The sequence below is a fragment of the Pseudodesulfovibrio hydrargyri genome (assembly GCF_001874525.1).
GTDB classification, from domain to species: domain Bacteria; phylum Desulfobacterota; class Desulfovibrionia; order Desulfovibrionales; family Desulfovibrionaceae; genus Pseudodesulfovibrio; species Pseudodesulfovibrio hydrargyri.
Genome location: NZ_LKAQ01000005.1, coordinates 242,428 through 266,961 on the forward strand (window position 1 = coordinate 242,428; position 24,534 = coordinate 266,961).

The following is a 24,534-nucleotide window of genomic DNA, read 5'->3' on the forward strand; positions in this document are numbered from 1 at the left end:
GAAACAATGCGCCAGAATTATTGACTCTCTGACCGCTGTTGGCTACTGTATCAGGGCTTTTGAGACACAACAGAACCGCACGTTTCCGTGACCAGAGGGGTCGTCATGAAGAAGAAGGATCAATGCCCGCGATCGAAAATCAACGAGCAATATTGTACCTGCACCTATAATTGCGACAAGCACGGCATTTGTTGCGAGTGTCTGCATTACCATCGGCAACGGGGCGAGCTGCCCGGCTGTTATTTTACCAAGGAAGAGGAAAAGACCTATAACCGGTCCGTGGAATTCTTCATCCAGCGCAGGAGCTGATCCCGCGCCAACGGAACATCCATGAGGGCGGTCGAGACCGCCCTTTTTCTTTGAGGAGCAATGCGTATGACCCGTGATTTCGATGCCGCACGCATCATGGAGGGGGTGGCCGCCATCGCGGACAGGGCCGGCGACATCGTTCGCGAAGGCGCGGCCCATGGGCATAAGGTCCGCCACAAGGGGCGCATCGATCTGGTCACCGAAACCGACCTGGCCGTGGAGGCCATGCTCAAGGACGAACTGGCCGCGCTGTTGCCCGGATCGGACTTTCTGGCCGAAGAGACGGCCAAGGACACGGAGCCCGGGGAACTGACCTGGATCATCGACCCGGTGGACGGGACCACGAATTTCGCCCACGGCCTGCCCTTCGTGGCCAATTCCATAGCCCTGTGGCGTCGCGACCGGGTGGTTCTGGGCATGGTCAACATGCCGCTCACGGGCGAGCGGTTCACCGCGGTGGCGGGGCAGGGGGCCTTCCTGAACGGAAAATCCATTGCAGTGACCGGCGAGGCGGACCTGGAGCAATGCGTGCTGGGCACGGGCTTTCCCTATGACATCGACACGCATCTCGAAGATATTCTCAAGAATCTCAGAACCCTGCTGCCCCGGACGCAGGGCATCCGGCGGGCTGGCGCGGCGGCCGTGGACCTGGCCTTCGTGGCCTGCGGGCGGCTTGACGGTTTTTACGAGCGCGCCCTGAACCCCTGGGACACGGCGGCCGGACTGCTGCTCGTCAATGAGGCGGGCGGCAGGGTGTCCGAGTACGACGCGGCCGTGCCGTACTCCTTCAAGTCGCGTTGCATCCTGGCCACCAACGGCCGGATTCACGGGGAACTGAGCGGACTGCTGACCCGGGGTTAGGCCGGGACCAGAAGGCCGGATTCCCAGAGGATGACGAGGTTGGGCGTGAGCAGCTCGCGGAATTCCTTGATCAGACAGGTCAGTTCTTCCCGCGAATAGTAGAATCCTTCGGAGACCACGTCGCTATTGGGCACCACGGGCAGGGTGTTCTTGGTCACCTCGAACAGGGAGACATGCTCGAAGCCGGTCTCCGGCCCGGCGGGCAGTTCCCGGACGAGCTGTGGATGGTCGATCTCCAGGTTCAGCTCCTCCCGTAGGGCTCGGACGGCCGCGTCAAAGGTGGATTCCCCGGCCCGGGGGTGTGTCCGGGCGGAGATGTCCCAACGGCCGGGAAAGAACATCTTGTTGGAGTTGCGTTTTTGCAGAAATATCTTTTTTTCGGGATTGAAGACGAGTACCTGCACCGAACGGTGCATCAGCAACTGCCGGTGCACGGTGCGCTTGGAGAGCACGGCCAGCGGGCGGTTGCTCCGGTCGATGACTTCGATCAGGTGATCCGTGTCGCGTTCGAGGGTGTCTTGCTGAAAGGTCATGGGCGCAGGCTCTTTTGTTTGTTGTGCAAATTCTGTATACACGTAATGTTTCAACATATCCAGCCCCATATGGCTGCGGAGGCGCGATGACGGACGAGGTGGTCGGGTTGGGGGAACCGGATATCCGGGATCTCATGGAGCTCGAAGCGTTGTGCTTTGCCTACCACTGGACCAGGGAGCAGTTCCTGCTCGGCCTGGAGGGAGAGGCGTTCAAGGTTATTGGTGTGCGCCGCGACGGCGTGCTCGCGGGGTACATGGCCTTTTCCCTCATTGCGGACGAAATGGAAATCCTCAACCTGGCCGTGCACCCCGAATACCGCAGGCAGGGACTGGGCGAGGCGTTGCTGTCCAGGAGCCTTGAGATCAGCGAGGCCAACGGCACGACCAAGAGTTTTCTGGATGTGAAGATCTCCAATGATCCGGCCTTGGCTTTGTACCGCAAGTTCGGATACAAGAAGATTGGCGTAAGAAAGAAATATTACCCGGACACCAAGGAAGACGCACTGTTGCTCCGGTACGACTTCCCACAACACGAAGCATGAGGTTTTGACGTATGCTGTTTATCGATCAGGTTGATATCGCTGGTAAAAAAATACTGTTCAGGGTGGACTTCAACGTCCCCATCGAGGACGGCGTGATCACCGACGACAACCGCATCCGGGCGGCACTGCCGACCATCCAGTACGCCCTGGACAAAGGTGCCTCGGTCATCCTCTGCGCCCATCTGGGCAAACCCAAGGGCAAAGTCGTGCCCGAACTTTCTCTGGGGCCGGTGGCCAACCGCACCGGCGAACTCCTCGGCAGGGGGGTGGCCCTGGTGCCGGGCCGCATCGGCGATCAGGCCGTGAAGATGGCCGCCGATTTAGCGCCGGGCCAGGTGATCATGCTCGACAACCTGCGCTTCAATCCCGAGGAGACCGGCAAGACCCCGGAAGAGCGGGGCGATTTCGGCAAGCTGCTGGCTTCCCTGGCCGACGTCTACGTCAATGACGCCTTTGGCGTGGCCCATCGCGAGAACGCCTCGGTGGTGGACGTGCCCCGGTTCGCCAAGGTCTGCTGCGCCGGGTTCCTGCTCAAGCGGGAGTACGAATATCTCGGCGAGGCCCTGAAGGATCCCAAGCGGCCTTACGTCTGCGTCTCCGGCGGCGCCAAGGTCTCAACCAAACTGGGAATATTGAATAATCTTCTCGGCAAGGTGGACGACATCATCATCGGCGGAGCCATGGCCAACACCTTCCTGCTGGCCCAGGGCCATGAGGTCGGCCAGTCCCTGGCGGAACCGGATTTGGTGGACGCGGCAAAAGGGATCATGGCCAAGGCCAAGTCCATGGGCTCGACCCTGCACCTGCCCGTGGACTTCCGCTATGCCAAGACGCCCAAGGCCAAGCAGGCCGAAGGGGTCTGCAAGGCGGACGCCATCCCGGCGGACGCCTTGGTCCTGGATATCGGGCCCGAGACCATCACCGACTTTGTCGCCGTGCTTGAGCGGGCCAAGACGATTGTCTGGAACGGCCCCATGGGGCTGTTCGAGACCACGGCTTTCGCCAAGGGCTCACTGGCGGTCTGCAAGGCCATCGCCGGACTGGATGACGCCCTGACCATTGTCGGCGGCGGGGACACGGATGCGGTGGTGCACATGATGCAACTCGATGATAAGTTTAGCTTTATTTCGACAGGTGGCGGTTCTTTCCTGGAATTCCTCGAAGGCAAGGAGCTTCCGGCCTTCAAAGCCTTAAAGGAGTGCATGAAATAATGAAAAAGTTGATGGCAGCCAACTGGAAGATGTACAAGACCTGGGACGAAGCCCGGGGCACGGCGGAAGAGCTGGTCGGCCTGGCCGCGGGAAAGCTCCCGGCGGACCGCGAGGTGCTCGTCTTTCCGCCCTTCACCGCACTCAAAGCCGTGGGCGACGTCTTAGGCCCGGTGGCCGGGTTCTCGGCCGGGGGCCAAGACTATTATATACAGGAGGAGGGCGCCTTCACCGGCGAGATCGCTCCGAAGATGCTCAAGGACGCGGGCGCTTCCTTCGGCCTGACCGGTCATTCCGAGCGCAGACACGTGCTCGGCGAGAACGATGAATATGTGGGGGCCAAGACCGCCTACGGGCTCAAGGAAGGGCTCAAGGTCATCCTGTGCATCGGCGAGCTCATCGAGGAGCGCAAGGCGGGCCGCGTCCATGAGGTTCTCGAGCGCCAGCTGCGGGCCGGGCTCAAGGACGTCCCGACGGACATCGACCCCGAGCGGCTGTCTGTGGCCTATGAACCTGTCTGGGCCATCGGCACCGGCGAAGTGGCCGGGCCGGCGGAAATCGTCGAGGCGCACGAGTTCACCCGGAAAATTCTTGTTTCCATCTTTTGGAAAAAAGCAAATGAAATGAGGATATTATATGGCGGCAGTGTCAAGCCGGGCAATTGCGCCGAGATTATTGCGCTTGACAACGTCGACGGAGTATTGGTAGGAGGCGCGAGCTTGCAGGGACAAAGCTTCAGCGAGATCGTACTGGCTTGATTTTGCAAGCGGAAAGAAGTTTCTAAGAAAAGGGATTAATTGTGGAAACCATAGTCATAGTCATCCATGTTTTGGCTTGCATCTTTTTGATCGGCGCTGTAATGCTTCAGTCCGGTCACGAGGGGATGGGAGTCATCTTCGGCGGCGGCAGCAGCACGATGTTCGGCAGCACCGGCGCAGGCGGCCTCCTGGTTAAGGTAACCGCTGGACTTGCAACGGTTTTCCTGATCACTTCCCTCGGATACAACATCCTGACCGGGAACAAGGTATCCACTCAGGACTCCATCATGCTGCAGCAGAATGCGCCTGCGGCGGAGACCACGGCACCGGCCGAACCGGCCAAGCCCGGAGTGACCTTCAAGGATACCGGAGACGACGCCAAGAACCAATAGGTTCAAAGCATATCGTGCCGAGGTGGTGGAATTGGTAGACACGCTGTCTTGAGGGGGCAGTGGAAGAAATTCCGTGGGGGTTCGAATCCCCCCCCCGGCACCACGAATACAAAAGGGTTGCAGCCAACAGGTTGCAACCCTTCCTCTTTTTATAAGTACTGGAGCGTCGTGAATCAGGCCTCGCACATCACGTCACGGCACCAGCCGAGGAGCATTTCAAAGGCCTGTCGTTCCGAACGGGCCTCCAGCCAGCCGGGGAAATCCATTCCCGCTTCGATAATTTCCCGCTGTGCGCCGTCCAGGTCGGCGAGCAGTTCCCGCTTGCTCGCGCGGTACTGTCCAGAATCCAGATAGTGAACCACCTGCATGAGGAAGAAGGCCGCCTTGAAGGCCTCCTTCAGGAGGGCCCGCGTGGACTCCTTGTCGGCATAGAGGTAGCTATGGGTCAGCATGTGCAGGAGGGCGGATGCGTTGATCTTCGCACCATGGCGCACGTCGTCATGGGTGATCGGCGGCAGGTAGTCATCCAGCCTGCCGAAATGGTCGGCCGTATCCTTGGCGAAGGCGAACAGTTCATGGGGCGGCCAGGCGGCGAACTCCCGGACGCCGCACAGGAAACCACATGCCTTGTGCCCCTCTGGCATAGTGTGGACCACGGCGCGGTAGGCGTCCAGGTCGTCCAGTTCCACCGTGTCGAGCAGGACCACCAGGTCAATGTCGCTCGATTCGGAAGCTTCCTCCCGCCGATAACTGCCCTGCAATCCGAGATATCGCAATCGGGTCCCGAACGCCTCCCGTAATTTGGAAAGGATCTCGGACACCCAGGTTTGAGCTTCAATCATATAGTGCTCCTTGTGGGTTGAGTGCAGCGAAGGTGTATCAGTCGCCGCAGCCTGACGCCAGCCAAACATGGCACTGCTTGCCGTCTTGCGGCCATTGTGAGGGCGACGTCGAGAGGACTCAAACCAAAGGCCTTTCGAGAAGGATTTCATCGAGTTGAAGCCCCCAAGACAGGGCGGGTGGAACGCTTCCTGCTTGTAAAGGCAAGCCGTTGTCATAGCTCGGCTTTTAACCTGTTTTAATAATTGGCTAACTCGGCAAATGGATTCGGGCGTCGGAGACCGGTTTCCCTAGCAGAACCAGGTTCATGTTGCAAAAGGCAACAACCGGGATGGGGCGGATCATCGCCAGCATGTCGCAAACAACCGCCTGACGGGATCAGGCCCAAGCCACAGGTACACCATGACAGCCATTACAATATTCAACGGATGTTTTTGCGATGCTCGGCCTGTGGTCGAGCGTGTGGCGGAAATCACTGGGTATCACTTGGTTGAAGACCGAGAGATCATTGCCGATGCCGCTTGGCTCTCCGGCCTGAACAAGGCGATGATCGCCGGGATATTCAGCGCGGAAGGGGGCGATTTCGGCATGAGCGGGCCGGACCGGAATCAGGTTGTCAGTTGGCTGCGGTACGCCGTGGCCCGCAAGCTGTCCGCCGAGAAGAATCTGGTGCTGTGGGGAATTACGGCATTGCTGGCCCCTCGGGATTGCACGAGCATCCTGAGCGTATGCCTGGTCAACGAGACCAACGACCGCCTGTGGACGGCCTGCCGGGACGGCGAGCGCACCGAGTCCGAGGCGCGAGAGGTCATGGCTGCGGACGACCGGATGCGCGGAGAGTGGGTCGTCGGCGTTACGGATTGCAACGATCCGTGGTCCGAAACCTTGTATGACATGATCGTTCCGGTGGGCGCTCTCGGTGCCAGGCAGAGCGCTTATCTTGTCGTCGAGCAGTTGGCCAAAGCCGTGGTCCGGGATACGGCGGCCAGCCGTGCGCGCATGGAAGACTTTCGGTTGGCGGCCAAGGTGCAGGCGGAACTGGCGCGCCACGGGCACGACGTGGCCGTGTCCGCGCAGGGCGGGACCTTGACCCTGAGCCTGGAGAGTCATGACTCGACCCTGAAGAACGGTACCCGCTGTCTGTTCGACGAAGTCTCCGAGTTCAGAGGGGTCCGGGGCGTGGAGATCGGCACGGGCCAGCGCTACAACCCCAACGATGTTTTTCAGCGGGCGGCTCTTGTTCGCCCGTATCGTGGCGAAGAGGCACTGGAAGACGCGGCATGCACATCGGCATGTGGCGAGGATGCCGTCTTGGCCGAAACCATCCGTGCCCATCTTCCCTATGAAAACTGGGCCGTGTCCGTATTTGTCAGGGACGGTTTCGTCTCTCTGGCCGTCAACGATCATGGCAAGTTGCTGGAGCGCATGGCCCGGCGCGTCTGCGGACTGGCCACGGGCATCGACGGTGTTTCGAGCGTCGAATTCGGCGTCGGCCGGGAATATCACCAGGGCGCTGCCTGCGCTCGAATCCGCCGGGAACGGTGCCTGGCCGTGCTCGAGGACGACAAGCGCAAGTTTGTCCCGACCCTTTCCCCGCGTCTGCGTCATGGCGGCGAAGCGCGTTCCTTTGCCCTGTACGACGGGAAGAGCGCGTTCTACACCATGGACGAACACGAGCCCGAGGTGGTCCTGCTCGACATGCCGGTCTCGGCCGGAACCGACGTGTTGCGGCAGTTCAAGCTGGATCACCCGGAAACCGAGGTCCTGGTTCTGGCCGACCGGGCGGCAGAGCAGGATCGAGAGGCGTGCATGAACCTGGGGGCCTTTGCCTGCCTGAACAAGCCGGTGAATACCGCCGCCCTGAGCGAGACCATCCGGGCCGCCTGTGAAAAGTCCCGGTCGATTTCCTGTCCGTGACCCGAGCGGCCATCATTGAAACCACGTGGAAATAACTGGCCTTTGTATCATCGTGGGAGTAGCTTCCGCTCCTCCGTCGGGCTGCCTGCGGTCCAGTGGACGATAGAGGGGGCGCATGGCGGGCCGGAACGGGAAACGCGTTTTGATCGAATCGATTCGAATTGTTTTCAAAGGATAAGAGTGTGAAAGTCTTAAACTATGATTTCAAGCATCTCCGTGGAGATGTCTGCGGAGGATTGACGGCCGGTATCGTTGCACTGCCCCTTGCCCTGGCCTTTGGAGTGGCCTCGGGCGCCGGCGCGGCGGCGGGCCTTTACGGGGCCATCGCGCTGGGCCTGTTCGCCGCCGTGTTCGGCGGCACCCGAACCCAGATATCCGGCCCCACCGGCCCCATGACCATCGTGGCCGCCTCGGCCGTGGCCGCATTCCCCGGCCATCCGCAGTACATCATCGCCGTGTTCCTGATCGCGGGCTTTGGCCAGATCGTGCTCGGTTCGGCCCGCCTTGGGACCTTTGTGCGGTTTATCCCGTATCCCGTGGTGTCCGGATTCATGAACGGCATCGGCGTGATCATCATTCTGCTCCAGTTGGAGCCGCTCCTCGGCCTGCCTTCGGTCAGCTCGCCCATGGTCGCCCTGCTGGGACTGGGCACCGCCCTGGGGCACATCCAGATGCAGTCGCTCATGCTCGGCGGGCTGACCATCGCCATCGTCTTCCTGGTTCCCGCCCGGATCACCCGCGTGGTCCCGTCCCCGCTCATCGCCCTGCTGGTCGGCACGGTCATCGCATGGGAAGGACATTTCGACGTGGCCATGATCGGCTCCATCCCGTCCGTCTTGCCCCATCCGACCATGCCGGACTTCGAGGCTTCGCAGATGGGACGGATCATCGGTCTCGGCCTGGCCCTGTCCGTGCTGGGCACCATCGACTCCCTGCTGACCTCGGTGGTGGCGGATTCCCTGACCCGCAAGAAGCACGATTCCAACCGCGAGCTCATCGGGCAGGGGATCGGCAACATGGTCTCGGCCATCCTGGGCGGCCTGCCCGGCGCGGGCGCGACCATGCGCACCGTCGTGAATATCAAGGCAGGTGGCGCCACGCGGGTTTCGGGCGTGATCCACGCCGCGCTGCTCCTGGCCATCCTGCTGGGGCTGGGCCCCCTGGCGTCCCACATCCCCATGGCCGTGCTCGCGGGCATCCTGGTCAAGGTGGGCGTGGACATCATCGACTACCGCCTGCTCTCCCTGGTAAAGCGTGCGCCGCGCACCGACCTGCTTGTCATGATCGTGGTCTTCGGGGTCACGGTCTTCATCGACCTGATTGTGGCCGTGGGCGTGGGCGTCACCCTGGCCGCCGCCATGGTCGCTGTGCGCACCGCCCGCCAATGCAGTGTGTCCGTCTCGGAAGTGGAGGGCCGCCCCCAGGACAGCCTGGCCGAGGACGCCATTCAGCGGGAGACGGATTACGGTATCCAGGTGGTGACCATCCGCGGCCCGTTCTTCTTCGGCACCACGGCCAACATGCAGGACAAGTTCTCCTCCATGCTCGGCACCCGGGTCCTGGTGGTCAACTGCCTGGACGTGCCGTTTATGGATATTTCAGCGGTCTTCGCCCTGGGCGAGATCATCGAGAAGCTCCAGGCGGCCAGGATCTCCGTGCTGCTGGCGGTGACCACCGAGCAGCGCGAGAGCCTGCAGAAGCTGGGCATGGACAAGCTCCTTTCTCCCGACGCCTACTATGCGAGTCACGAAGCGGTTCTGGCCGCAGCGCGCAAGCTTCTGGCGGGGCGCAACCGTCCGGAAAACCTGATCCCGAGGGTCAGCGGAGCGGCCACCTAGGCCTTTGTCCCGAACCTTGGGCAATCACGAGAGGGTTGCGGTCATCCGACCGTAACCCTTTTGTTTTTGCGGAGCATGATCGCCTGGAGATCAGGCCGGACCAGTTCAGCGCAAGGTCAGGTGGAGCAGGGGGAAGGGGTTGCCCTGGCCGTCCAGGGGAGAGCGGTCCACGACCTTGAAACCGAAGTGCTCGTAGAATCCCAGGGCTTGCGGATTTTGCTCGTTGACGTCCACCCTGGTCACGCCGAGATGGTCCACGGCATGGCGGCATAGGGCCGTACCGATACCCCGGCCCCGGCTGTCAGGCGCAACGAAGAGCATTTCCAGGTTGCCGTGGGCAACACCGCAGAATCCGACGATTTTTTCCTCATCGTTCCGAACGCAGCACAGTTCCACCGCATCGAAATACTGGCCCAGGATCAACGGCCGCAGGGATAAAATGTCCTCTTCGGTCAGAAAATGATGGGTCGCGCGGACAGAGCGCTCCCAGACCAGGAGCAGTTCGGGGTAATCCCGTTTCCGGGCCTTTTCAATGTACATGCGTAAGACATAGCCGTTTTGGGAAGGTCCGGCAATCGGTCGACGATGCGGAAAGGGGGAAAGAGTATCGGGCTGTCGAAACATAGCAGGCTTTGTGTTGCCGGTAATAGTTTGTGATGACTTGTTTGATATGCCCGTTTTCCTGGCGGTGGAAACTGGCGGTCACAGGAGGTGGCGCAGGACGACCAGGGAGCCGACGCCCGCGACCAGGGACAGGGGCATGTTGCGGAAGCGCAGGGCCACAAGCAGAGTGATGCCCGAGGCCACGGCCTCGGCCGTGCCCACGGCAAAGACCAGCGGTGCGAGCAACGCGGCCAGGATGGAGCCCGGAAGGCGGGACAGGCACGCCTCCACCCGCTGGTTCCCCTGGACCAGGCGCACCAGCCAGGGCCCGCTGATGCGGGTCAGGTAGGTCACGGCGGCCATGCCGAGAATGGCGATCAGGCTATCTATCCGCATTGTTCCCCCACAGGCCGGTCAGGCTGCCGGCCAGGCCGCCGATCACGATATACCACTTGCCGGGCAGAAAATGGTCGACAAGCAGGGCGGTTACGGCGGCCACGACCCAGGGCGGGATGTCCCCTTTGCCTTTCCACAATCCGGCCAGCAGCGAGAGGAACACGGCGGTGAAGGCGAAGTCCAGGCCGAACGCTTCTGGGGCCGGGATGACGGCCCCGGCCAACCTGCCGGTGATCGTCGCCGCCATCCAGGCGGCCCAGATGAGCAACCCGCTGCCCAGGAGGAAACCCAGGTCGGATTTGCCCCGGCTCACGGCCCCATAGGTCATGGCCCAGCTCTCGTCCGACAGCAGAAACAGCAGGGGGAGGGTGGACCGGGAGGGCAGCCCGCGCATCCAGGGCGTCAGGGAGGCGCTCATGAGCACGTGGCGCAGGTTGACGACGCATGTGGTGAAGACCAGGGCTGTTACAGGCAGCGGATGGGACCACATGTCCAGAGACACGAACTGGGACGAGCCGGCGAAGATCAGGCCGCTGGACAGCACGGATTCGGCCAGAGTCAGCCCGGCCTGGCGGGTGAGCAGGCCGTAGACCATGCCGTAGGCGAAAACGCTGAAGGCCACCGGCAGGGTGCGCAGGGCACCCTGCCGGGCGGATTCCAATGTCAGTCGGGCGTCCACGGCTTAGAACGGGTAGACGAGCGTGCTTTTGTCCTCGTCCTTTTCCGTGCCCATCTTCTTGTCGATGGCGTCGATGCGCGCCTGGGCGGCCACGCGCTGTTCCTTGCGGGAGGCGTTGCGGACCACGGTGCCGAGCAGCCGCTTGGCGGTCTCGTACTTGCCGCGCTTTTCGTAGATCAGCGAGGCGCGGTACATGGCGGTCAGGCACCAAATGTTTTCCTGGGGATACTGCCACGCCAACTTAAGGTAATAATCCAACGCCTTGTCAGGATTGCGCATGGCCTGTTCGCCCTCGCCGAGCCAGAACAGGGTCTCGGCCTGCAGGGCCGTGGTCATGGTCGACCTGGCATCCCACATGGCCAGCAGTTCCTTTTGTGCGGTTTCGTACTCACGGCGCTGCTGGTAGAGCAAGGCCATACGCAGCCGTGTCATCACCGGGACGGGTTCGCCGGTCTTGGTCATTTCCTGATAGGTTTCGAGAGCCTGTCCCTGATGCCCGGCCTCGAGCTCCAGGCGGGTCTTGATGTCCAGCCAGGCCGTGCGCAGTTCGGGCGGCAGGGCGGGTTCGTCGATGCGGTTCAGGTAAAAGGCCCCGAGTTGCAGGTCCTTGGCCCTGACCGCGTCGTCGGCCAGGTAGATCAGGCTGCGGATGCCGAAGGAGGAATCGTCGAATAGGTAGGCGGCGCGCTTGGCCAGCTCCGGAGACGGCTTGGCCTCGAAACGTTGCTGCCAGTAGGCCAGGAGGAGCAGGCGGTCCAGGGGATACTGTCCGGCGGACAGGTCTTTCAATTTGTCGGCCGGTGCGGCGGTCCAGAAGGGGGCCTCGGTCTCGGGATGGACGTTCTCGCCGGCGGCTCCGGAAAGGGCGGCCAGAACCGGGTACAGGGCAAAGGCCTGGGCCGGTTTCTCGGGCAGCACGTTGTTCAAGCTCTCCTTGAAGGATAGTATGCCAGCCAACCTCAGGCAGATGGGAAGCGTCCTCTTATCTATTGAATTCCAAGTGGTTGTCGAAACCTGCTCATTGCCGCCCGAAAGGGCCAGGGCCAGTTTGAAGTTGCGCAGCAAAGTCGCGGTCTGCTCGGAGATGAGCATGGAGCCGAGTTCGTTGTCGATGGCCTTTTCCGCTTCTTCCGGGGCCATGGTCAGGATGTTGTTGCGGAACTTGGTCCAAGCGGCGGAGTCCGGATTGCCCAGGAACCACTCGCTGCGGGACTTGGAATAGGGGGCCAGAACATTGCCCGCCCAGAAGGCGTGCGCCTTGAGGTAGTTGCCTTGAAGAAGTACTTCAAGTGTTCCCGGTGTGTTGCCGCTACTCAGGAAGGACAGCGCCGATGCCCAGAAGGTGCGTACCGTCTCGTTGGAAACCTGGGATATGTAGCTTGCGGCCTCTTCGAATTTTTCCAGGGAAACCGATGCCATGGCCCGGGCGATCAGCTGCGTGTCCGCAGGCTGCACCAGTGGCGCGGCAGGCGTTTCTCCGGACCCGTTGGCCGAAGGGGGCCCGGCAGGCAACGACTGGGGATTCATGAGGAAATTGACCTTGTTCCAGAAGTCGTTGTTCCACACTTTGCGACCCACGCTCAGGATCATGTCCAATGCTTCCTTCTGTGAGTCCCGGGAAAGGGTGTGGTTGGCCAGGTAGGACCAGTACATCTTGAGCCAGACGTCGTGCCAGATCGATTCCAAGGCGGATTCTTCCTTGAAACGGGCGCGGATCTGGTCGTCCGACAGGAACTTGGTGGCCTGGGTATACCAGAGCACGGCCTTTGTCAGGTCACCGAGCCCCCGGTGGGCCTGGCCGCCCAGCCACAGGCGGTCGGCCTCGTCCTTGCCGGTGAAAGCCGGGGTCATCTCAATGATTTCAAGTGCTTTCTCGGGAGAATTGAGATTCAGATAGACTTGAGCGCGCTTGAGCACGGCCTCGGGAGTGTCCACGGCGGACTCGTGGGCATATTCCTTTTCCAGGCGGTCCCAGGCGCGGTAGTGCTCAAGCCATTCCTGAAAGGACTGTTTTTCCGCGGCAAGGGCGGGGGTCAATCCGGCCAGGGCCATAAAAACCGTCAGAAGCGAAAATGCGATGCGTGATTTCATTTTTCCTCAAAATCAGCCGTAGCGGCCCTTTTGTCTGTTTGTGATGGGGCATCCTTATCAGCAGCAAAAAAAATGCTCAATGGGAAGCATGTCCGTTTCCTTGATCCGGACATTCATTCGCGTCCAGGAAATCAGCGAGCTGCAAAAACGGGAAGGGCAAATCCTCACGGTGACGATCAGCCCGTTTTCGCTTCTCGTTGTTAAAAGTTTACATAATTTACATTATGAGACAATTATATAACCATCTGGAAACTTGCATAAATTTCTTCATGCTGTTTGGCCTTGTCGATTCAGTCGTCGCTTACGATGGCTTCCCGATGACTCGTTCCGCGCATGGGCGACGACAAATCGTCTGTGCCGCATTTTTGGTGCTTTGCTGAATTGGACTTCGTCTTGGGATACCAAATGGCTCACGCTCGAAATTTGGGCGAAAAAAAGGCCCTGGGTCGGGCCTTTGAATCGGTCATGTGGCGGTTAAGCCTATTCTTCGTCTTTTTGCGGGGCCGAGGCGCCGATCCGCTTCAGGTATTTGTCCCGGCATTCGTAGGAACAGAACACATGGACCTTGTCCCCTTCCCGGACGCGGATGTCACCGTCCTTGTCGACGTAGGTGCCGCACGACGGGTCCTTGACCATTTCGCCTGAGGCCACCTTCTGCTTGAAGGATTTGTCGTTTTGCATGTCCTTCTTGCGCTTGTCGCCCATGAAGAGCTTGTAGACCAGAAACAGTGCCGCGGCGATGACCAGGAATTTAAGCATGGGGAGCCTCGTTGTTTGGTTTTATCAGGAGTCCTGCCAGAGCTTGCGCCCTTCCTGCCGGTAGTCGATGGCGGCCAGGGCCTCGTCCACGGTGGTTCCGTCCGGGAAAACGAAATCCGGGGCGATCTCCTTGAGCGGCACGAGCACGAACGCCCTGTCCTTGGCGCGCGGATGCGGTAAGGTCAAGAAATCCATGTCCATGACCGTGTCGCCCCAGGCGATGATGTCCATGTCCAGGGGCCTGGGGCCGCCGGGTACGGCCCGGGTCCGGCCCATCTTGGCTTCAATGGCCGTGCAAGTGGACAGGAAACCGGGCGGCGACCAAATCTCGGCGTCGATCTCAAGCTCGATGATCTGGTTGGTGAACCACGGCTGATCCTGGACCTCTCCCTGGGGCTCGGTCTCGTAGTAGTCCGAGACCTTTTTCAGGCGTATGTCGTCGCCGTAGTCCTCGAGCAGGACCAGGGCCTCATGCAGATTGTCTTCAGTGTCCCCCACGTTCGAGCCGAGGCTCACGTAGCAGGTCACAGTTTCGAAATTCTGGATACGGCCTCCTCGAGCTTGTCGTTGTGCACGGTCAGGGAGATGCGGAAGTACCCTTCCCCGGGGGTGCCGAAACCGTTGCCCGGAGTCAGGACCACGCCGGTCTTCATGAGCACGTTGGTCACGAAATCCGCGGACTTGTACCCTTCCGGCACGTTGCACCACAGGTAGAAGGAGGCGTCCGGCACGCGATGCTTGATGCCGATTTTGGTCAGGGCCGCGCTGACCACGTCGCGACGCTCCTTGTAGATGGCCCGGAAACCCTCGGCAAAGGGCTCGCCCTGTCTCAGGGCGGCGATGCCGGCTTCCTGGACGGCCTGAAAGATGCCGGAGTCCACGTTTTCCTTGATCTTGCCCAGGCCCGCGATGAGGCTCTTGTTGCCGACGGCCATGCCGATGCGCCAGCCGGTCATGTTGTAGGTCTTGGACAGGGAATGGAACTCGATGCAGACGTCTTTGGCGCCCTCGCACTCCATAATGGAAATGGGCTTGTTGTCCGGATCGTAGTAGATTTCGGTGTAGGCCGCGTCGGAGATGACGATTACGTTGAATTCCTTGGCTTTTTCGATGAGCTTCTCATAGAACGGCTTGGTCGCCGTGGCTGCGGTCGGATTGTTCGGATAGCAGACGAAGATCATCTTGGCCTTGGCCCAGGTCTCGTCGGAGATGGCGTCCAGGTCCACCAGGAAGTCGTTCTCCTCGAGCAGCGGCAAATACTCCACCCTGCCCCCGGCGAACTCGGTGGCGACGCCGTAGACCGGGTAGTTCGGCGTGGCCACCAGGACCGTGTCGCCGGGGTTGACGTAGGCCAGCGGGAAGTGGGCGATGCCCTCCTTGGAGCCGATCAGGCTGACCACCTCGGTCTCGGGGTCGAGGTCCGCGTTGAAGCGCTCCTTGTACCAGTCGGCCACGGCCTGGCGGTAGGCCAGCATGCCGACGTAGTCCGGATAACGATGGTTCTTGGGCTTCCTGGCGCTCTCGTACAGCGCCTCGATGATGAATTCGGGGGTGGGCAGGTCGGGGTCGCCGATACCCAGGCTGATGATATCCATGCCCTTTTTGGCGACTTCGGCCTTGGCCTTGTCGATGGCGGCGAAAAGATACGGAGGCAGCGCCGACAGACGGTCGGCCAACTTGAATTCAGACATGTACGGTCTCTCCTTGAATCCGATATTGAAGCACTTTCATAATGGGGGCATGACCCTGTGTCAATGCGAACCATTGCGCTTTGACCCTCACCTTGTTAGCAAGGATGGAGGCAGCCGTGCTCGGTTTCCATGCAGTGTGGCAGATACCCTTTTCCCGTGGATATTATCCAATACTTTAATAGTATCAAACCGGTCCGGCAGTGATCATGGCGCGCCCAGACAAAGAAAAAAACATCAATGAGTACAGCCACCCGTGGGTGGACAGGTATCTTGAGCACCTGCTGATCGAAAAGGGGTTGTCCGAGAACAGCCTGACCGGCTACGCCAACGACCTGGGGTCCCTGCTCGCCTTCCTGGAGGACAAGTCCTTCGCCCTGAAGGATCTGACGGACAGAACCCTGTTCCTCTACCTGACCCATCTGCGGGCGCGAGGCCTGAAGAGCCGTTCCCTGGCCCGGCACCTCTCCTCCCTGCGCGGGTTCTTCGCCTTCGCCGTGGGCGAGAAATGGTACAGGGAAGACCCGGGCCAGCTTCTGGAAAACCCCAAGCTGCCGCGCAAGCTCCCGGAATTTCTCAGCCGCGAGGAGATTTCCCGCATCCTCGCCCTGCCCGACACCTCCACCCCGCTCGGCATGCGCGACAAGGTCATGCTGGAGCTGCTCTACGCGGCGGGGCTGCGCGTCTCCGAACTGATCGGCATGAAGGTCCTGGACTACGATCCGCAGGTGGGCATGCTCAAGGTCTTCGGCAAGGGATCCAAGGACCGGCTCATTCCCATCCACTACACGGCCCAGGATTTCCTCAACCGCTATCTTGAGTTCACCCGCCCCGGCTTCAAGCCGCGCGAGGACTTCATGTTTCTGAACCGATCGGGCAAGGGGCTGACCCGCCAGGGCGTGTGGAAGCTGATCAAGAAATACGCCGAGGCCGCCGGGATAAAGCGGTCCATCTCGCCGCACACCTTCCGCCACTCCTTCGCCACCCACCTGCTGGAGGGCGGCGCGGACCTGCGCACCGTGCAGATCCTTCTGGGCCACGCGGACATCAGCGCCACCGAGATATACACCCACGTCGAGGCCAACCGGCTCAAGACCCTGCACCGGAAGTTCCACCCGCGATCATCCATGTGATCATCTCAACAACGCAGAATACAAAATGAAAAATAAGCAGGAAAAGATACAGGCTCCGACCGTGATCACGGCCCACGCCAACGCGGACTTCGACGCCTTGGGGGCCATGGTCGCGGCCAGCAAGCTCTATCCGGGCGCGGTGCTCATCTTCCCGGGCAGCCAGGAATCCAGCCTGCGTAACTTCTTCATCGAGAGCACAACCTATCTCTTCAATTTCAAGGCCTTCAAGGACATCGAGCCCGAGTCCGTGAAGCTGCTGGTGGTCGTGGACACCCGCCAGCGGTCGCGCATTCCCCACGTCCGCTCCGTGCTGGACAACGAGGGGCTGCGCATCCACCTCTACGACCACCACCCGGACAGCGAAGAGGACCTGCCCGCCGAGAAGAGCGTGGTCCGCGAGTGGGGCTCCACCACGACCATCATCACGCACGAGATCATGGCGCGCGGCCTGACCCTGAATACGGAAGAGGCCACCCTGCTCGGCATCGGCATCTACGAGGACACCGGCTCCTTCGGCTTCAACACCACCACGCCCCGGGATTTCGAGGCCGCGGGCTGGCTCAAGTCCCAGGGCATGGACATCGAGGTCATCACCGACCTGCTGTCCCACGAACTGTCCGCCGAACAGGTCACCTATCTCGGCGAATTATTCAAGAACGCCAAGACCTACGACATTCACGGCGTGGACGTGGTTATCACCGAGATGTCCACGGACAAGTTCGTGCCCGACTTCGCCCTGCTGGTCCACAAGCTCATGGACATGGAAAAGATCAAGGTGGTCTTCGCCCTGGGACGCATGGCCGACCGCATCCACCTGGTGGCCCGGTCCAAGAACCCGGACGTCAACGTGGGCCGCATCTGTTCGTCCCTGGGCGGCGGCGGGCACGACGCGGCGGCCTCGGCCACGGTCAAGGACCGCACCCTGGCCGAGGTGCGCGACGACCTGTTCGCCCTGTTCTACTCCCAGATCAATCCGCAGATCGTGGTAGAATCCCTCATGTCCCGGCCGCCCGTGGTCATCGAGGGCGACAAGACCATGGCCGACGCCCTGGAACTGATGAGCCGCTACGGGCTCAAGGACGTGCCCGTGGTGGAAAGGGACAGCATGCGCTGCATCGGCATCATCGGCCAGCAGATCGCGGACAAGGCCGTCTCCCACCACCTGGACGGCGTGGGGTTGAGCGAATACATGACCAGAACGTTCGAGACCGTGGAGGCCAAGACCGATCTCTACCGGGTCATGGAGATCATCCTGAGCAACCGCCAGCGCATGCTGCCCGTGGTGGAAAACGGCGACTTGGTCGGTGTCATCACCCGCACGGACCTCATGAACATGCTCATCGAGGAGCCCGCGCGCATCCCGGATTCGCTCATGCCGGACCACCGCAGGGAGCGGAACATCGCGGCCCAGGTCAAGAACCGGCTGCCCCAGCGAATGCTCGATCTGCTCAAGGAAGCGGGCGAACTGGGTGCGGAGATCGGCTGGGAGGTCTACGCCGTGGGCGGCTTCGTGCGCGACATCCTGCTGGGTCGGCCCAACCTGGACCTGGACCTGGTGGTCGAGGGCGACGGCATCACCTTTGCCAAGCGGTTCGCGGCCAAGCTCGGGGGCCGGGTCAAGGCGCACTCCAAGTTCAAGACCGCCGTGGTCATCCTGGACGACGGCCAGCGGGTGGACGTGGCCACGGCCCGGCTGGAATATTACGAATACCCTGCCGCCCTGCCCACGGTTGAGCTCTCGTCCATCAAGATGGACCTGTACCGCCGCGATTTCACGGTCAACGCCCTGGCCCTGCGCATCAATCCGGGCCGCTACGGCCAGTTGGTGGACTTTTTCGGGGCCGAGCGGGACATCCGCAACCGGACCATCCGCGTGCTCCATTCCCTGAGCTTCGTGGAGGACCCCACCCGTATCCTGAGGGCCATCCGTTTCGAGCGGCGCTTCGACTTCCAGATCGGCGGCCAGACCATGCGGCTGATCAAAAATGCGCTCGGCCTCAAGCTGTTCAGCAAGCTCTCCGGGACCCGGGTCATGCACGAGTTGCAGTCGATCATGAACGAGGGCGACCCGCTGGCCTGTCTGCTGCGCATGCAGGAACTGGGCATCATGGAGGCCATCCACCCCCTGCTTTCCCTGGACAGGGAGCGGATTCAGATCCTGACCGAGCTGGTCAAGGTCCACAACTGGTACAAGCTCCTCTACCTGGACCCGGCCGTGGTCCCGTGGAAACTCTACATCCTGGGCATGACCGCGGGCATCAAGCGGGACGAGATCGGCCAGGTGACCGGGCGACTCCATTTCACCCAAAAGGAGGAGCGGGACTTCCTCCATCTGCGTGACATGATCGGCGAGGCGCTGATGAAGCTCATGGGCTGGAAGGAGGGGCATTCGCGCCTGAGCCGGCTGTACAAGATCCTCCATCCCATCCCGGTGGAGGGCATCCTGTTCCTCATGGCGCGCAGCCGCAAGGAATACATCCGGCGCAATATTTCCCAATACCTCGCGCGGTTGCAGTATGTCGACATCGAGGTCAACGGCAAGGATCTCAAGAATATCGGCATCGAACCCGGACCGATCTACACGACCATTCTGGACAGGCTGATGACCGCCAAGATCGACGGCCGGGCCGAAACCCGCCACGACCAATTGAATCTGGCGAAAAAATTGAATAAGGAATTGTCGGCGAGTCTTGAGAGCGAGAACGGAGACTAGACGCTTTCCCCTCTTGCCCTCGGCTGGCAAGCCGTGTAGAAAATCAAGATGTTGGTAAGTATGCGCGGACCTGTTCGACCTCGGGCCGAAACGCCGCGACCGGCTTGAACTGTAACTGGAAGTGGATCATGGATGTCTTGTGGGCGCCCTGGCGTCTTGAATATATTCTCGGACCCAAACCCGAGGAGTGCGTATTCTGTATTCCCGAGGGCACGGACGAGGACGAGGAGCGGTGCATTCTCGCCCGTGGCGAGCATTGTTTCGTGATCATGAACAAGTTCCCGTACAACAACGGGCACCTCATGGTCACCCCCTACCGTCATGTGAGCAACCTGACGGATTTGACTTTGGAAGAGTCCAACGACTGCATGTTGTGGATCAGGCGGAGCGTCCAGGTGTTGGAAGACGCCTTCACCCCCCACGGGATCAACATGGGACTCAATCTGGGCGAGGCGGCCGGCTCCGGCATCGCCCAGCACATGCATTTTCAGATTGTTCCCCGCTGGAACGGGGACGCTTCGTTTATGGCCGTCTTCGGCGAGACCACGGTCATCCCCGAACACCTGTCCTCAACCTACAGCCGCCTCAAGCCGCTGTTCGATGCAATCACCGCTTAAGGAGAACCGCATGCGTTTTATCAAGGTCCTGTTTCTGTTAGCGCTTTTCGTCTTTTCCATCTTTTTCTTCAGCCAGAACAACGATGTCCTGCTGCAGGAACTGACGCTGATCCTCGATATTCCCTATGTGGCCACCCTGCACTCCATTCCCCTGCCCTTCGGCTTCCTGATCCTGCTCGCCTTCGTGGCCGGCTCGCTGCTGACCCTGATCTATTTCGCGGTGGACAAGTTCCGCGGCGCCTCCAAGCTCAAGGAATGCCGCACCCGCATGGCCAGCCTGGAGCAGGAGCTCAATTCCCTGCGCAACATGCCTATCAGCGAGGAGCCCTCCTACGCCTCCACCGAAACCACTAAGGAAGAGGACGCCCTCTAGGCGGCACTTCATGGGCTGGAACATCTTCAACCGCAAAAAGGCGCAAGGCGCCCTCCTGGACCGGGTCCGTATGTCGGGCAACGGCGAGTCTCCCCCTGTGCAGGACACCCGCGCGGCCATCGAGGAACTCAGCAAGGTCGTCCAGAACGACCCCGAAGCGGTTGAAATCTACCTCGCGCTCGGCAGCCTGTACCGTTCACAGGGCGAGATCGAGCGCGCCATCCAGATCAGAAACAGCCTTATCGTCAGGCCGGGGCTGGACCGCGAGTTCAAGGCCCGCGCCTGGTTCGAACTGGGCCGGGACTTCCGTCGCGCCGGGTTCCTGGACCGGGCGGAAAAGGCCTTTCACGAGGCTCGCTCCCTGGGGCAGGACCCCATCTCCATCCACCGGGAGATGGCCCGGCTCACGGCCGAGCGCGGTGACTTCGAGAAGGCCGCCGAATCCTACGGCCAGCTCGACCTGCCCCTGCCCCAGGCGCACTATCTGGTCCGCCTGGCCAAGGACCGTTTCGCCGAGGGCAACGTTTCCCAGGGCAACCGCGCCCTGCGTCACGCCATCCGGGCCTATCCCGGTTCGGTGGAGGCCTGGCTCGAGCAGATGACCCAGGCCTACAAGGCGGGCAATGCTGGCAAGGTCGGCGACGTCCTGGCCCAGGCCCTGGAACGTCTGGCCCCGGAACTGCGCTTCGTCCTGTTCGAAGGGCTGTTGTTGGCCCTCGATCAGGCGGAAAAGGCCCGGGTCAACTCCTTCGGCGAGGAAACCGAGTGGTCCAGGGCGTGCCCGGACGAGAAGGTGGTCGAGGCGGTGGTGCCCGTCATCGAGACCCAGGAGCCGGACGTTCTGCTGCTCTATTACGGTGCCATGCTCCTGCTGCGGGTCGAGGACACGGACAACGCCCGGTCCTGGTGCGAGAAGGCGCTCATGCTCAACGCCGATTTCTGGCAGGCCCGCCTGGAGCTTTTCGACCTCTCCAGGGCCGACCAGACGCTGACGCCCTTTTTCAAGGAGCAGCTTTCCTTTTTCCTCGGCCGGGCCCGGCGGGTCCGGCGATTCTTCTGCCGCCACTGCGGCCTGAAGCGCGACCAGGTATTCTTCAACTGTCCGCGCTGCCACAGCTGGCATTCCATTGCCTTTCGAACCGACATCACCGAATAAAGACAGCGCATCAACTATCTCGTGGCACAAAGAAAACTGACTCCCATGCTCGAGCAGTACCTCCGCTTCAAGGAGGAGAATCCGGGCTGCCTGCTGTTCTTCCGCATGGGCGACTTCTACGAATTGTTTTTCGAGGACGCTGAGGTCGTGTCCCGGGCGGTCCAGATCGCCCTGACCAGCCGCAACCCCAACGACGAGAACCCCATTCCCATGTGCGGCATGCCCCACCATTCGGTGGAGCCGTACCTGAGCCAGTTGCTCGACAAGGGTTACAAGATCGCCATCTGCGATCAGATCGAAGACCCCAAGGAAGCCAAGGGGCTGGTCAAGCGCGACGTGACCCGCGTACTCACGCCCGGCACCGTGGTCGAGGATTCCAACCTCAAGTCCAAGGCCAACAACTACCTGGGCGCGTTCTACTGGGACAGCGCCAAGGACGCGGGGGGCATCGCCTGGTTGGACTTCTCCACGGGCCAGTGGTCCGGGCTGTACAGCCGCAAGGAGCCCGAGCTGTGGCAGTGGATGGTCAAGATCAACCCGAGCGAACTGCTCCTGCCCCAGGGCGTCAAGGTCCCGCCCCAGTTCGGCGACTTGGCGGGACAGGTCACGGGCGTGGCCCCGGGCACCTTCTTCGACCTGGCCGGGGCGCGCAACCGCATCCTCGAGGCCCAGCACGCGGTCGACCTGGACAGCCTCGGCCTGGCGGGCAAGAACGAACTGGTCCGGGCCTGCGGCGCCCTGCTCACCTACCTGGACCAGACCCAGAAGGGCGAGTTCGGCCACCTGGGCGAGTTCAAGCCGCTGAACCTCGGCAAGCATCTGCTGCTGGACGAGGTCACCGAGCGCAATCTCGAAATTTTTCGGCGGCTTGACGGCCGGACCGGGCTCGGTACCCTGTGGCAGGTCATGGATCGGACCATGACGCCCATGGGCGGCCGCCTGCTCGAGGCCCGTCTGCGCCAGCCGTGGCGCAACCTCGCGCCCATCGAGAAGACCCAGGAGTGCGTGGCCTTCCTGTTCGAGCGCGACCGGCTGCGCGCCGACATCCGTCACGGCCTGGATTCGGTCTATGACCTGGAACGGTTGTCCACGCGCATCTTCCTGGGCCGGGCCAACCCCAAGGATTTCATCGCCCTGCGCCGCAGCCTGTCCCAGCTTCCCCTGCTCCACACCCTGCTGGACGGGGAGAACCTGGACGCGGCCCCGGAGCTCAAGCGCATCGCTGGCAAGTGGGACGCCATGGACGACCTGTGCTCCCTGCTCGACGCCGCCCTGGTGGACAGCCCCCCGCCCGTGATCACGGACGGCGGCCTGTTCCGCAAGGGGTACGACCCGGTGCTCGACGAACTCATCGAGCTCAATGAGCACGGCGAGGACCGGCTCAAGGCCCTGCACCGAGCGGAACTGGCCAAGAACGACATCCCCAAGCTGAAGCTCGGCTTCAACAAGGTCTTCGGCTACTATTTCGAGGTCTCCAAGGCGTACAAGGGCCAGGTTCCGGACCATTTCATCCGCCGCCAGACCCTGGTCAACAGCGAGCGTTACATCACTCCGGAACTCAAGGAGATGGAGGACCGGATCATCTCCGCGTCTGAAGAACGCAAGAGCTTGGAATACAAGCTGTTCCAGGAGCTGCGCGAACGCCTGGCCAAAGCCCGCTCCCGGTTCCTGTTCATGGCCGACGTGGTCGCCTCCCTGGACTACTGGCAGGGGCTGGCCGAGGCCGCGCGGGTCAACGAGTGGACCCGCCCCGTCCTGCACGAGGGACTGGACATCGAGATCGAGCAGGGACGTCACCCGGTGGTCGAGGCGGCCATGGGCGCGTCCAACTATATCCCCGGCGACCTGCGCATGGACGAGGGCCGCCGCATCCTGCTCATCACCGGCCCGAACATGGCCGGTAAGTCCACGGTCCTGCGCCAGGTGGCCATCATGACCATCATGGCCCAGATCGGCTCTTTCGTCCCGGCCACCAGTGCGCGCATCGGGTTGGCGGACCGCGTCTTCTCCCGCGTGGGGGCCTCTGACAACCTGGCCCAGGGCCACTCCACCTTCATGGTCGAGATGACCGAGACAGCGCGTATCCTCCGGCAGGCCACCAAAAGGAGTCTGGTCATCCTGGACGAGATCGGGCGCGGCACCAGCACCTACGACGGCCTGTCCCTTGCCTGGGCCGTGGTCGAGGAGCTGTCCACCCGCGCGGGCGGCTCGGTGCGCACCCTGTTCGCCACCCACTACCACGAGTTGACCGGCCTGGAAGGCAAGATCGAAGGGCTGCGCAACCTGAACATCGCGGTCAAGGAATGGAAAGGGGATATTGTTTTTTTACGCAGGCTTGTTCCCGGTCCGGCCGACCGCAGCTACGGCATCGAGGTGGCCCGCCTGGCAGGCGTGCCCCGCCCCGTGGTCGAGCGCGCCCGGGAAATCCTTGCGGAACTGGAAGAAAAATCGCAGGATAGCCAGGCTGGCGGGGCCGTGGACCGGGCGTCCCAGACCCTGCTGCCCGGCTTCGGCGCGCCCCCCATCAAGGTGGACCGCGAGCTGTGCGAACACCCGATCATCACCCAGCTCACGGACCTGGACGTGGACGACATGACCCCCATCCAGGCGCTGATGCTGCTCAATCAGTGGAAGGACATGATCAAGGACTGACCCATGCGTAAATCCGTTGCCGCCACCACCCTGCTCCTTTTCGCCCTGGCCGTGCTGGCCGGGTGCGCCCTGGGCCGCAAGCAGTGGCCCGAGGCCACCCGGAGCGAGGATAGGTTCAACCTGAAGCTCATGGACGGCGAGCGCATTGACGACTGCCTGGTCCTGCGGGTGGGCGTGTCGGGCGCGGTGGAACGCCTGTGGCGCGCCAGCGTGCTCTACGAACCCGTGGGAGATGAAGAGGGCCAGGGCTGCGTCGGCTGCCCGTTCGTCCCCCGCGAGGCAAAACATTTCACCCGCGACCAGCAGGGCTTCGACCTTCAGGGCAATGTCCTGAAACTGGGCATCTGCGGGCTCGAACCCGGCGTGGAGTACCGCTTTCAGGTGTCCGGCAAGAGCGAGATTCCGACCATGCGGATGCAGTACACCGACGTGTACATGGCCGAACCGTGAGCCGCTCTTTTATATGGCAAAAGTAT

At 61.7% G+C, this 24,534-nt stretch carries 24 protein-coding genes and 1 tRNA gene; 16 read left to right on the top strand and 9 right to left on the bottom strand.

What is annotated here, in order from left to right; all coding sequences use genetic code 11:
• The first annotated feature begins 105 nt into the window (after positions 1-105).
• Both BerOc1_RS19390 and BerOc1_RS18455 read left to right on the top strand, forming a co-directional pair.
• Positions 106-309 (top strand): DUF6485 family protein, encoded by a 204-nt coding sequence (locus BerOc1_RS19390; protein ID WP_071547380.1) that lies wholly within the window; start codon positions 106-108, stop codon positions 307-309.
• A 66-nt stretch (positions 310-375) separates the two neighbouring features.
• Positions 376-1,170: an inositol monophosphatase family protein gene (locus BerOc1_RS18455; protein WP_071547381.1), complete on the top strand. Its 795-nt coding sequence runs from the start codon at positions 376-378 to the stop codon at positions 1,168-1,170.
• On the opposite strand, the gene BerOc1_RS18460 is transcribed toward BerOc1_RS18455, so the two are convergent.
• On the bottom strand, positions 1,167-1,703 hold the full coding sequence (locus tag BerOc1_RS18460) for an NUDIX hydrolase (protein ID WP_071547382.1): 537 nt from the start codon (positions 1,701-1,703) through the stop codon (positions 1,167-1,169). The two genes, BerOc1_RS18455 and BerOc1_RS18460, sit on opposite strands and share 4 nt — an antisense overlap.
• A gap of 86 nt (positions 1,704-1,789) precedes the next feature.
• On the opposite strand from BerOc1_RS18460, the gene rimI reads away from it, so the two are divergent.
• From rimI to BerOc1_RS18485, 5 genes are all read left to right on the top strand, one after another.
• Positions 1,790-2,245 carry a ribosomal protein S18-alanine N-acetyltransferase gene (gene rimI / locus BerOc1_RS18465; RefSeq protein ID WP_071547383.1) on the top strand — a complete coding sequence of 152 codons (456 nt, stop codon included), beginning with the start codon at positions 1,790-1,792 and terminating at the stop codon, positions 2,243-2,245.
• A gap of 11 nt (positions 2,246-2,256) precedes the next feature.
• Complete coding sequence (locus tag BerOc1_RS18470) at positions 2,257-3,456, top strand: phosphoglycerate kinase (protein ID WP_071547384.1); 1,200 nt, start codon at positions 2,257-2,259, stop codon at positions 3,454-3,456.
• A complete protein-coding gene (tpiA, locus tag BerOc1_RS18475) occupies positions 3,456-4,211 on the top strand; it encodes a triose-phosphate isomerase (protein ID WP_071547385.1) in 756 nt (251 codons plus the stop codon). Before BerOc1_RS18470 ends, tpiA begins: the two co-directional genes overlap by 1 nt.
• Before the next feature lie 41 nt (positions 4,212-4,252).
• Positions 4,253-4,603 (top strand): preprotein translocase subunit SecG, encoded by a 351-nt coding sequence (secG, locus tag BerOc1_RS18480; protein ID WP_071547386.1) that lies wholly within the window; start codon positions 4,253-4,255, stop codon positions 4,601-4,603.
• A 16-nt stretch (positions 4,604-4,619) separates the two neighbouring features.
• A tRNA-Leu gene (locus BerOc1_RS18485) sits at positions 4,620-4,706 on the top strand.
• A gap of 70 nt (positions 4,707-4,776) precedes the next feature.
• Here the strand turns inward: BerOc1_RS18485 and BerOc1_RS18490 are convergent.
• On the bottom strand, positions 4,777-5,445 hold the full coding sequence (locus BerOc1_RS18490) for a nucleotidyltransferase domain-containing protein (RefSeq protein ID WP_071547387.1): 669 nt from the start codon (positions 5,443-5,445) through the stop codon (positions 4,777-4,779).
• Positions 5,446-5,845: 400 nt separating this feature from the next.
• Here BerOc1_RS18490 and BerOc1_RS18495 point away from each other — a divergent pair, with 400 nt between their 5' ends.
• Together BerOc1_RS18495 and BerOc1_RS18500 are read left to right on the top strand one after the other, a co-directional pair.
• Positions 5,846-7,360, top strand: a complete 1,515-nt coding sequence (locus BerOc1_RS18495) for a response regulator (protein WP_071547388.1) — start codon at positions 5,846-5,848, stop codon at positions 7,358-7,360.
• A gap of 182 nt (positions 7,361-7,542) precedes the next feature.
• A complete protein-coding gene (locus BerOc1_RS18500) occupies positions 7,543-9,198 on the top strand; it encodes a SulP family inorganic anion transporter (protein ID WP_071547389.1) in 1,656 nt (551 codons plus the stop codon).
• 105 nt (positions 9,199-9,303) lie between these two features.
• On the opposite strand, the gene BerOc1_RS18505 is transcribed toward BerOc1_RS18500, so the two are convergent.
• The 7 genes from BerOc1_RS18505 to BerOc1_RS18535 form a co-directional block, all read right to left on the bottom strand.
• Positions 9,304-9,738 carry a GNAT family N-acetyltransferase gene (locus BerOc1_RS18505; protein WP_071547390.1) on the bottom strand — a complete coding sequence of 145 codons (435 nt, stop codon included), beginning with the start codon at positions 9,736-9,738 and terminating at the stop codon, positions 9,304-9,306.
• Between the two features lie 162 nt (positions 9,739-9,900).
• On the bottom strand, positions 9,901-10,197 hold the full coding sequence (locus BerOc1_RS18510; RefSeq protein WP_071547391.1) for an AzlD family protein: 297 nt from the start codon (positions 10,195-10,197) through the stop codon (positions 9,901-9,903).
• Positions 10,184-10,876 carry an AzlC family ABC transporter permease gene (locus BerOc1_RS18515; RefSeq protein ID WP_071547392.1) on the bottom strand — a complete coding sequence of 231 codons (693 nt, stop codon included), beginning with the start codon at positions 10,874-10,876 and terminating at the stop codon, positions 10,184-10,186. Before BerOc1_RS18515 ends, BerOc1_RS18510 begins: the two co-directional genes overlap by 14 nt.
• A 3-nt stretch (positions 10,877-10,879) precedes the next feature.
• Positions 10,880-12,967, bottom strand: coding sequence for a tetratricopeptide repeat protein (locus BerOc1_RS18520; RefSeq protein ID WP_071547393.1), 2,088 nt, complete (start codon positions 12,965-12,967; stop codon positions 10,880-10,882).
• 480 nt (positions 12,968-13,447) lie between these two features.
• Positions 13,448-13,726: a transcriptional regulator gene (locus BerOc1_RS18525; RefSeq protein WP_071547394.1), complete on the bottom strand. Its 279-nt coding sequence runs from the start codon at positions 13,724-13,726 to the stop codon at positions 13,448-13,450.
• A 24-nt stretch (positions 13,727-13,750) separates the two neighbouring features.
• Positions 13,751-14,254: a 2-amino-4-hydroxy-6-hydroxymethyldihydropteridine diphosphokinase gene (gene folK, locus BerOc1_RS18530; RefSeq protein WP_084641777.1), complete on the bottom strand. Its 504-nt coding sequence runs from the start codon at positions 14,252-14,254 to the stop codon at positions 13,751-13,753.
• Complete coding sequence (locus tag BerOc1_RS18535; protein WP_071547395.1) at positions 14,251-15,417, bottom strand: LL-diaminopimelate aminotransferase; 1,167 nt, start codon at positions 15,415-15,417, stop codon at positions 14,251-14,253. Before BerOc1_RS18535 ends, folK begins: the two co-directional genes overlap by 4 nt.
• Positions 15,418-15,623: 206 nt before the next feature.
• On the opposite strand from BerOc1_RS18535, the gene xerD reads away from it, so the two are divergent.
• The 7 genes from xerD (at position 15,624) to BerOc1_RS18570 (ending at position 24,508) form a co-directional block, all read left to right on the top strand.
• Positions 15,624-16,547 (top strand): site-specific tyrosine recombinase XerD, encoded by a 924-nt coding sequence (gene xerD, locus BerOc1_RS18540; protein WP_071547396.1) that lies wholly within the window; start codon positions 15,624-15,626, stop codon positions 16,545-16,547.
• A gap of 25 nt (positions 16,548-16,572) precedes the next feature.
• A complete protein-coding gene (locus BerOc1_RS18545; protein ID WP_071547397.1) occupies positions 16,573-19,260 on the top strand; it encodes a CBS domain-containing protein in 2,688 nt (895 codons plus the stop codon).
• A 128-nt stretch (positions 19,261-19,388) separates the two neighbouring features.
• Entirely contained in the window at positions 19,389-19,877 is a 489-nt protein-coding gene (locus tag BerOc1_RS18550; protein WP_071547398.1) for an HIT family protein, read from the top strand.
• 10 nt (positions 19,878-19,887) lie between these two features.
• Positions 19,888-20,250, top strand: a complete 363-nt coding sequence (locus BerOc1_RS18555; protein WP_071547399.1) for a LapA family protein — start codon at positions 19,888-19,890, stop codon at positions 20,248-20,250.
• Positions 20,251-20,260: 10 nt separating this feature from the next.
• The gene (locus BerOc1_RS18560; protein ID WP_071547400.1) at positions 20,261-21,406 is read left to right on the top strand and encodes a tetratricopeptide repeat protein; all 1,146 of its coding nucleotides are present in this window, start codon (positions 20,261-20,263) and stop codon (positions 21,404-21,406) included.
• Positions 21,407-21,451: 45 nt separating this feature from the next.
• Positions 21,452-24,058, top strand: a complete 2,607-nt coding sequence (gene mutS, locus BerOc1_RS18565; RefSeq protein ID WP_084641780.1) for a DNA mismatch repair protein MutS — start codon at positions 21,452-21,454, stop codon at positions 24,056-24,058.
• 3 nt (positions 24,059-24,061) lie between these two features.
• On the top strand, positions 24,062-24,508 hold the full coding sequence (locus BerOc1_RS18570; protein ID WP_071547402.1) for a hypothetical protein: 447 nt from the start codon (positions 24,062-24,064) through the stop codon (positions 24,506-24,508).
• The last annotated feature ends 26 nt before the right edge of the window (positions 24,509-24,534 follow it).

Excerpts from the sequence above, each read along its gene's own strand:
- BerOc1_RS18560 (WP_071547400.1), top strand. The coding sequence starts at position 20,261 with ATGGGCTGGAACATCTTCAACCGCAAAAAGGCGCAAGGCGCCCTCCTG.
- BerOc1_RS18550 (WP_071547398.1), top strand. The coding sequence starts at position 19,389 with ATGGATGTCTTGTGGGCGCCCTGGCGTCTTGAATATATTCTCGGACCC.
- xerD (WP_071547396.1), top strand. The coding sequence starts at position 15,624 with ATGGCGCGCCCAGACAAAGAAAAAAACATCAATGAGTACAGCCACCCG.
- BerOc1_RS18555 (WP_071547399.1), top strand. The coding sequence starts at position 19,888 with ATGCGTTTTATCAAGGTCCTGTTTCTGTTAGCGCTTTTCGTCTTTTCC.
- BerOc1_RS18525 (WP_071547394.1), bottom strand. The coding sequence starts at position 13,726 with ATGCTTAAATTCCTGGTCATCGCCGCGGCACTGTTTCTGGTCTACAAG.
- BerOc1_RS18455 (WP_071547381.1), top strand. The coding sequence starts at position 376 with ATGACCCGTGATTTCGATGCCGCACGCATCATGGAGGGGGTGGCCGCC.
- BerOc1_RS18495 (WP_071547388.1), top strand. The coding sequence starts at position 5,846 with ATGACAGCCATTACAATATTCAACGGATGTTTTTGCGATGCTCGGCCT.
- BerOc1_RS18520 (WP_071547393.1), bottom strand. The coding sequence starts at position 12,967 with ATGAAATCACGCATCGCATTTTCGCTTCTGACGGTTTTTATGGCCCTG.
- BerOc1_RS18510 (WP_071547391.1), bottom strand. The coding sequence starts at position 10,197 with ATGCGGATAGATAGCCTGATCGCCATTCTCGGCATGGCCGCCGTGACC.
- BerOc1_RS18460 (WP_071547382.1), bottom strand. The coding sequence starts at position 1,703 with ATGACCTTTCAGCAAGACACCCTCGAACGCGACACGGATCACCTGATC.
- BerOc1_RS18545 (WP_071547397.1), top strand. The coding sequence starts at position 16,573 with ATGAAAAATAAGCAGGAAAAGATACAGGCTCCGACCGTGATCACGGCC.
- rimI (WP_071547383.1), top strand. The coding sequence starts at position 1,790 with ATGACGGACGAGGTGGTCGGGTTGGGGGAACCGGATATCCGGGATCTC.
- BerOc1_RS18470 (WP_071547384.1), top strand. The coding sequence starts at position 2,257 with ATGCTGTTTATCGATCAGGTTGATATCGCTGGTAAAAAAATACTGTTC.
- BerOc1_RS19390 (WP_071547380.1), top strand. The coding sequence starts at position 106 with ATGAAGAAGAAGGATCAATGCCCGCGATCGAAAATCAACGAGCAATAT.
- BerOc1_RS18490 (WP_071547387.1), bottom strand. The coding sequence starts at position 5,445 with ATGATTGAAGCTCAAACCTGGGTGTCCGAGATCCTTTCCAAATTACGG.
- tpiA (WP_071547385.1), top strand. The coding sequence starts at position 3,456 with ATGAAAAAGTTGATGGCAGCCAACTGGAAGATGTACAAGACCTGGGAC.
- mutS (WP_084641780.1), top strand. The coding sequence starts at position 21,452 with ATGCTCGAGCAGTACCTCCGCTTCAAGGAGGAGAATCCGGGCTGCCTG.
- BerOc1_RS18505 (WP_071547390.1), bottom strand. The coding sequence starts at position 9,738 with ATGTACATTGAAAAGGCCCGGAAACGGGATTACCCCGAACTGCTCCTG.
- BerOc1_RS18570 (WP_071547402.1), top strand. The coding sequence starts at position 24,062 with ATGCGTAAATCCGTTGCCGCCACCACCCTGCTCCTTTTCGCCCTGGCC.
- BerOc1_RS18535 (WP_071547395.1), bottom strand. The coding sequence starts at position 15,417 with ATGTCTGAATTCAAGTTGGCCGACCGTCTGTCGGCGCTGCCTCCGTAT.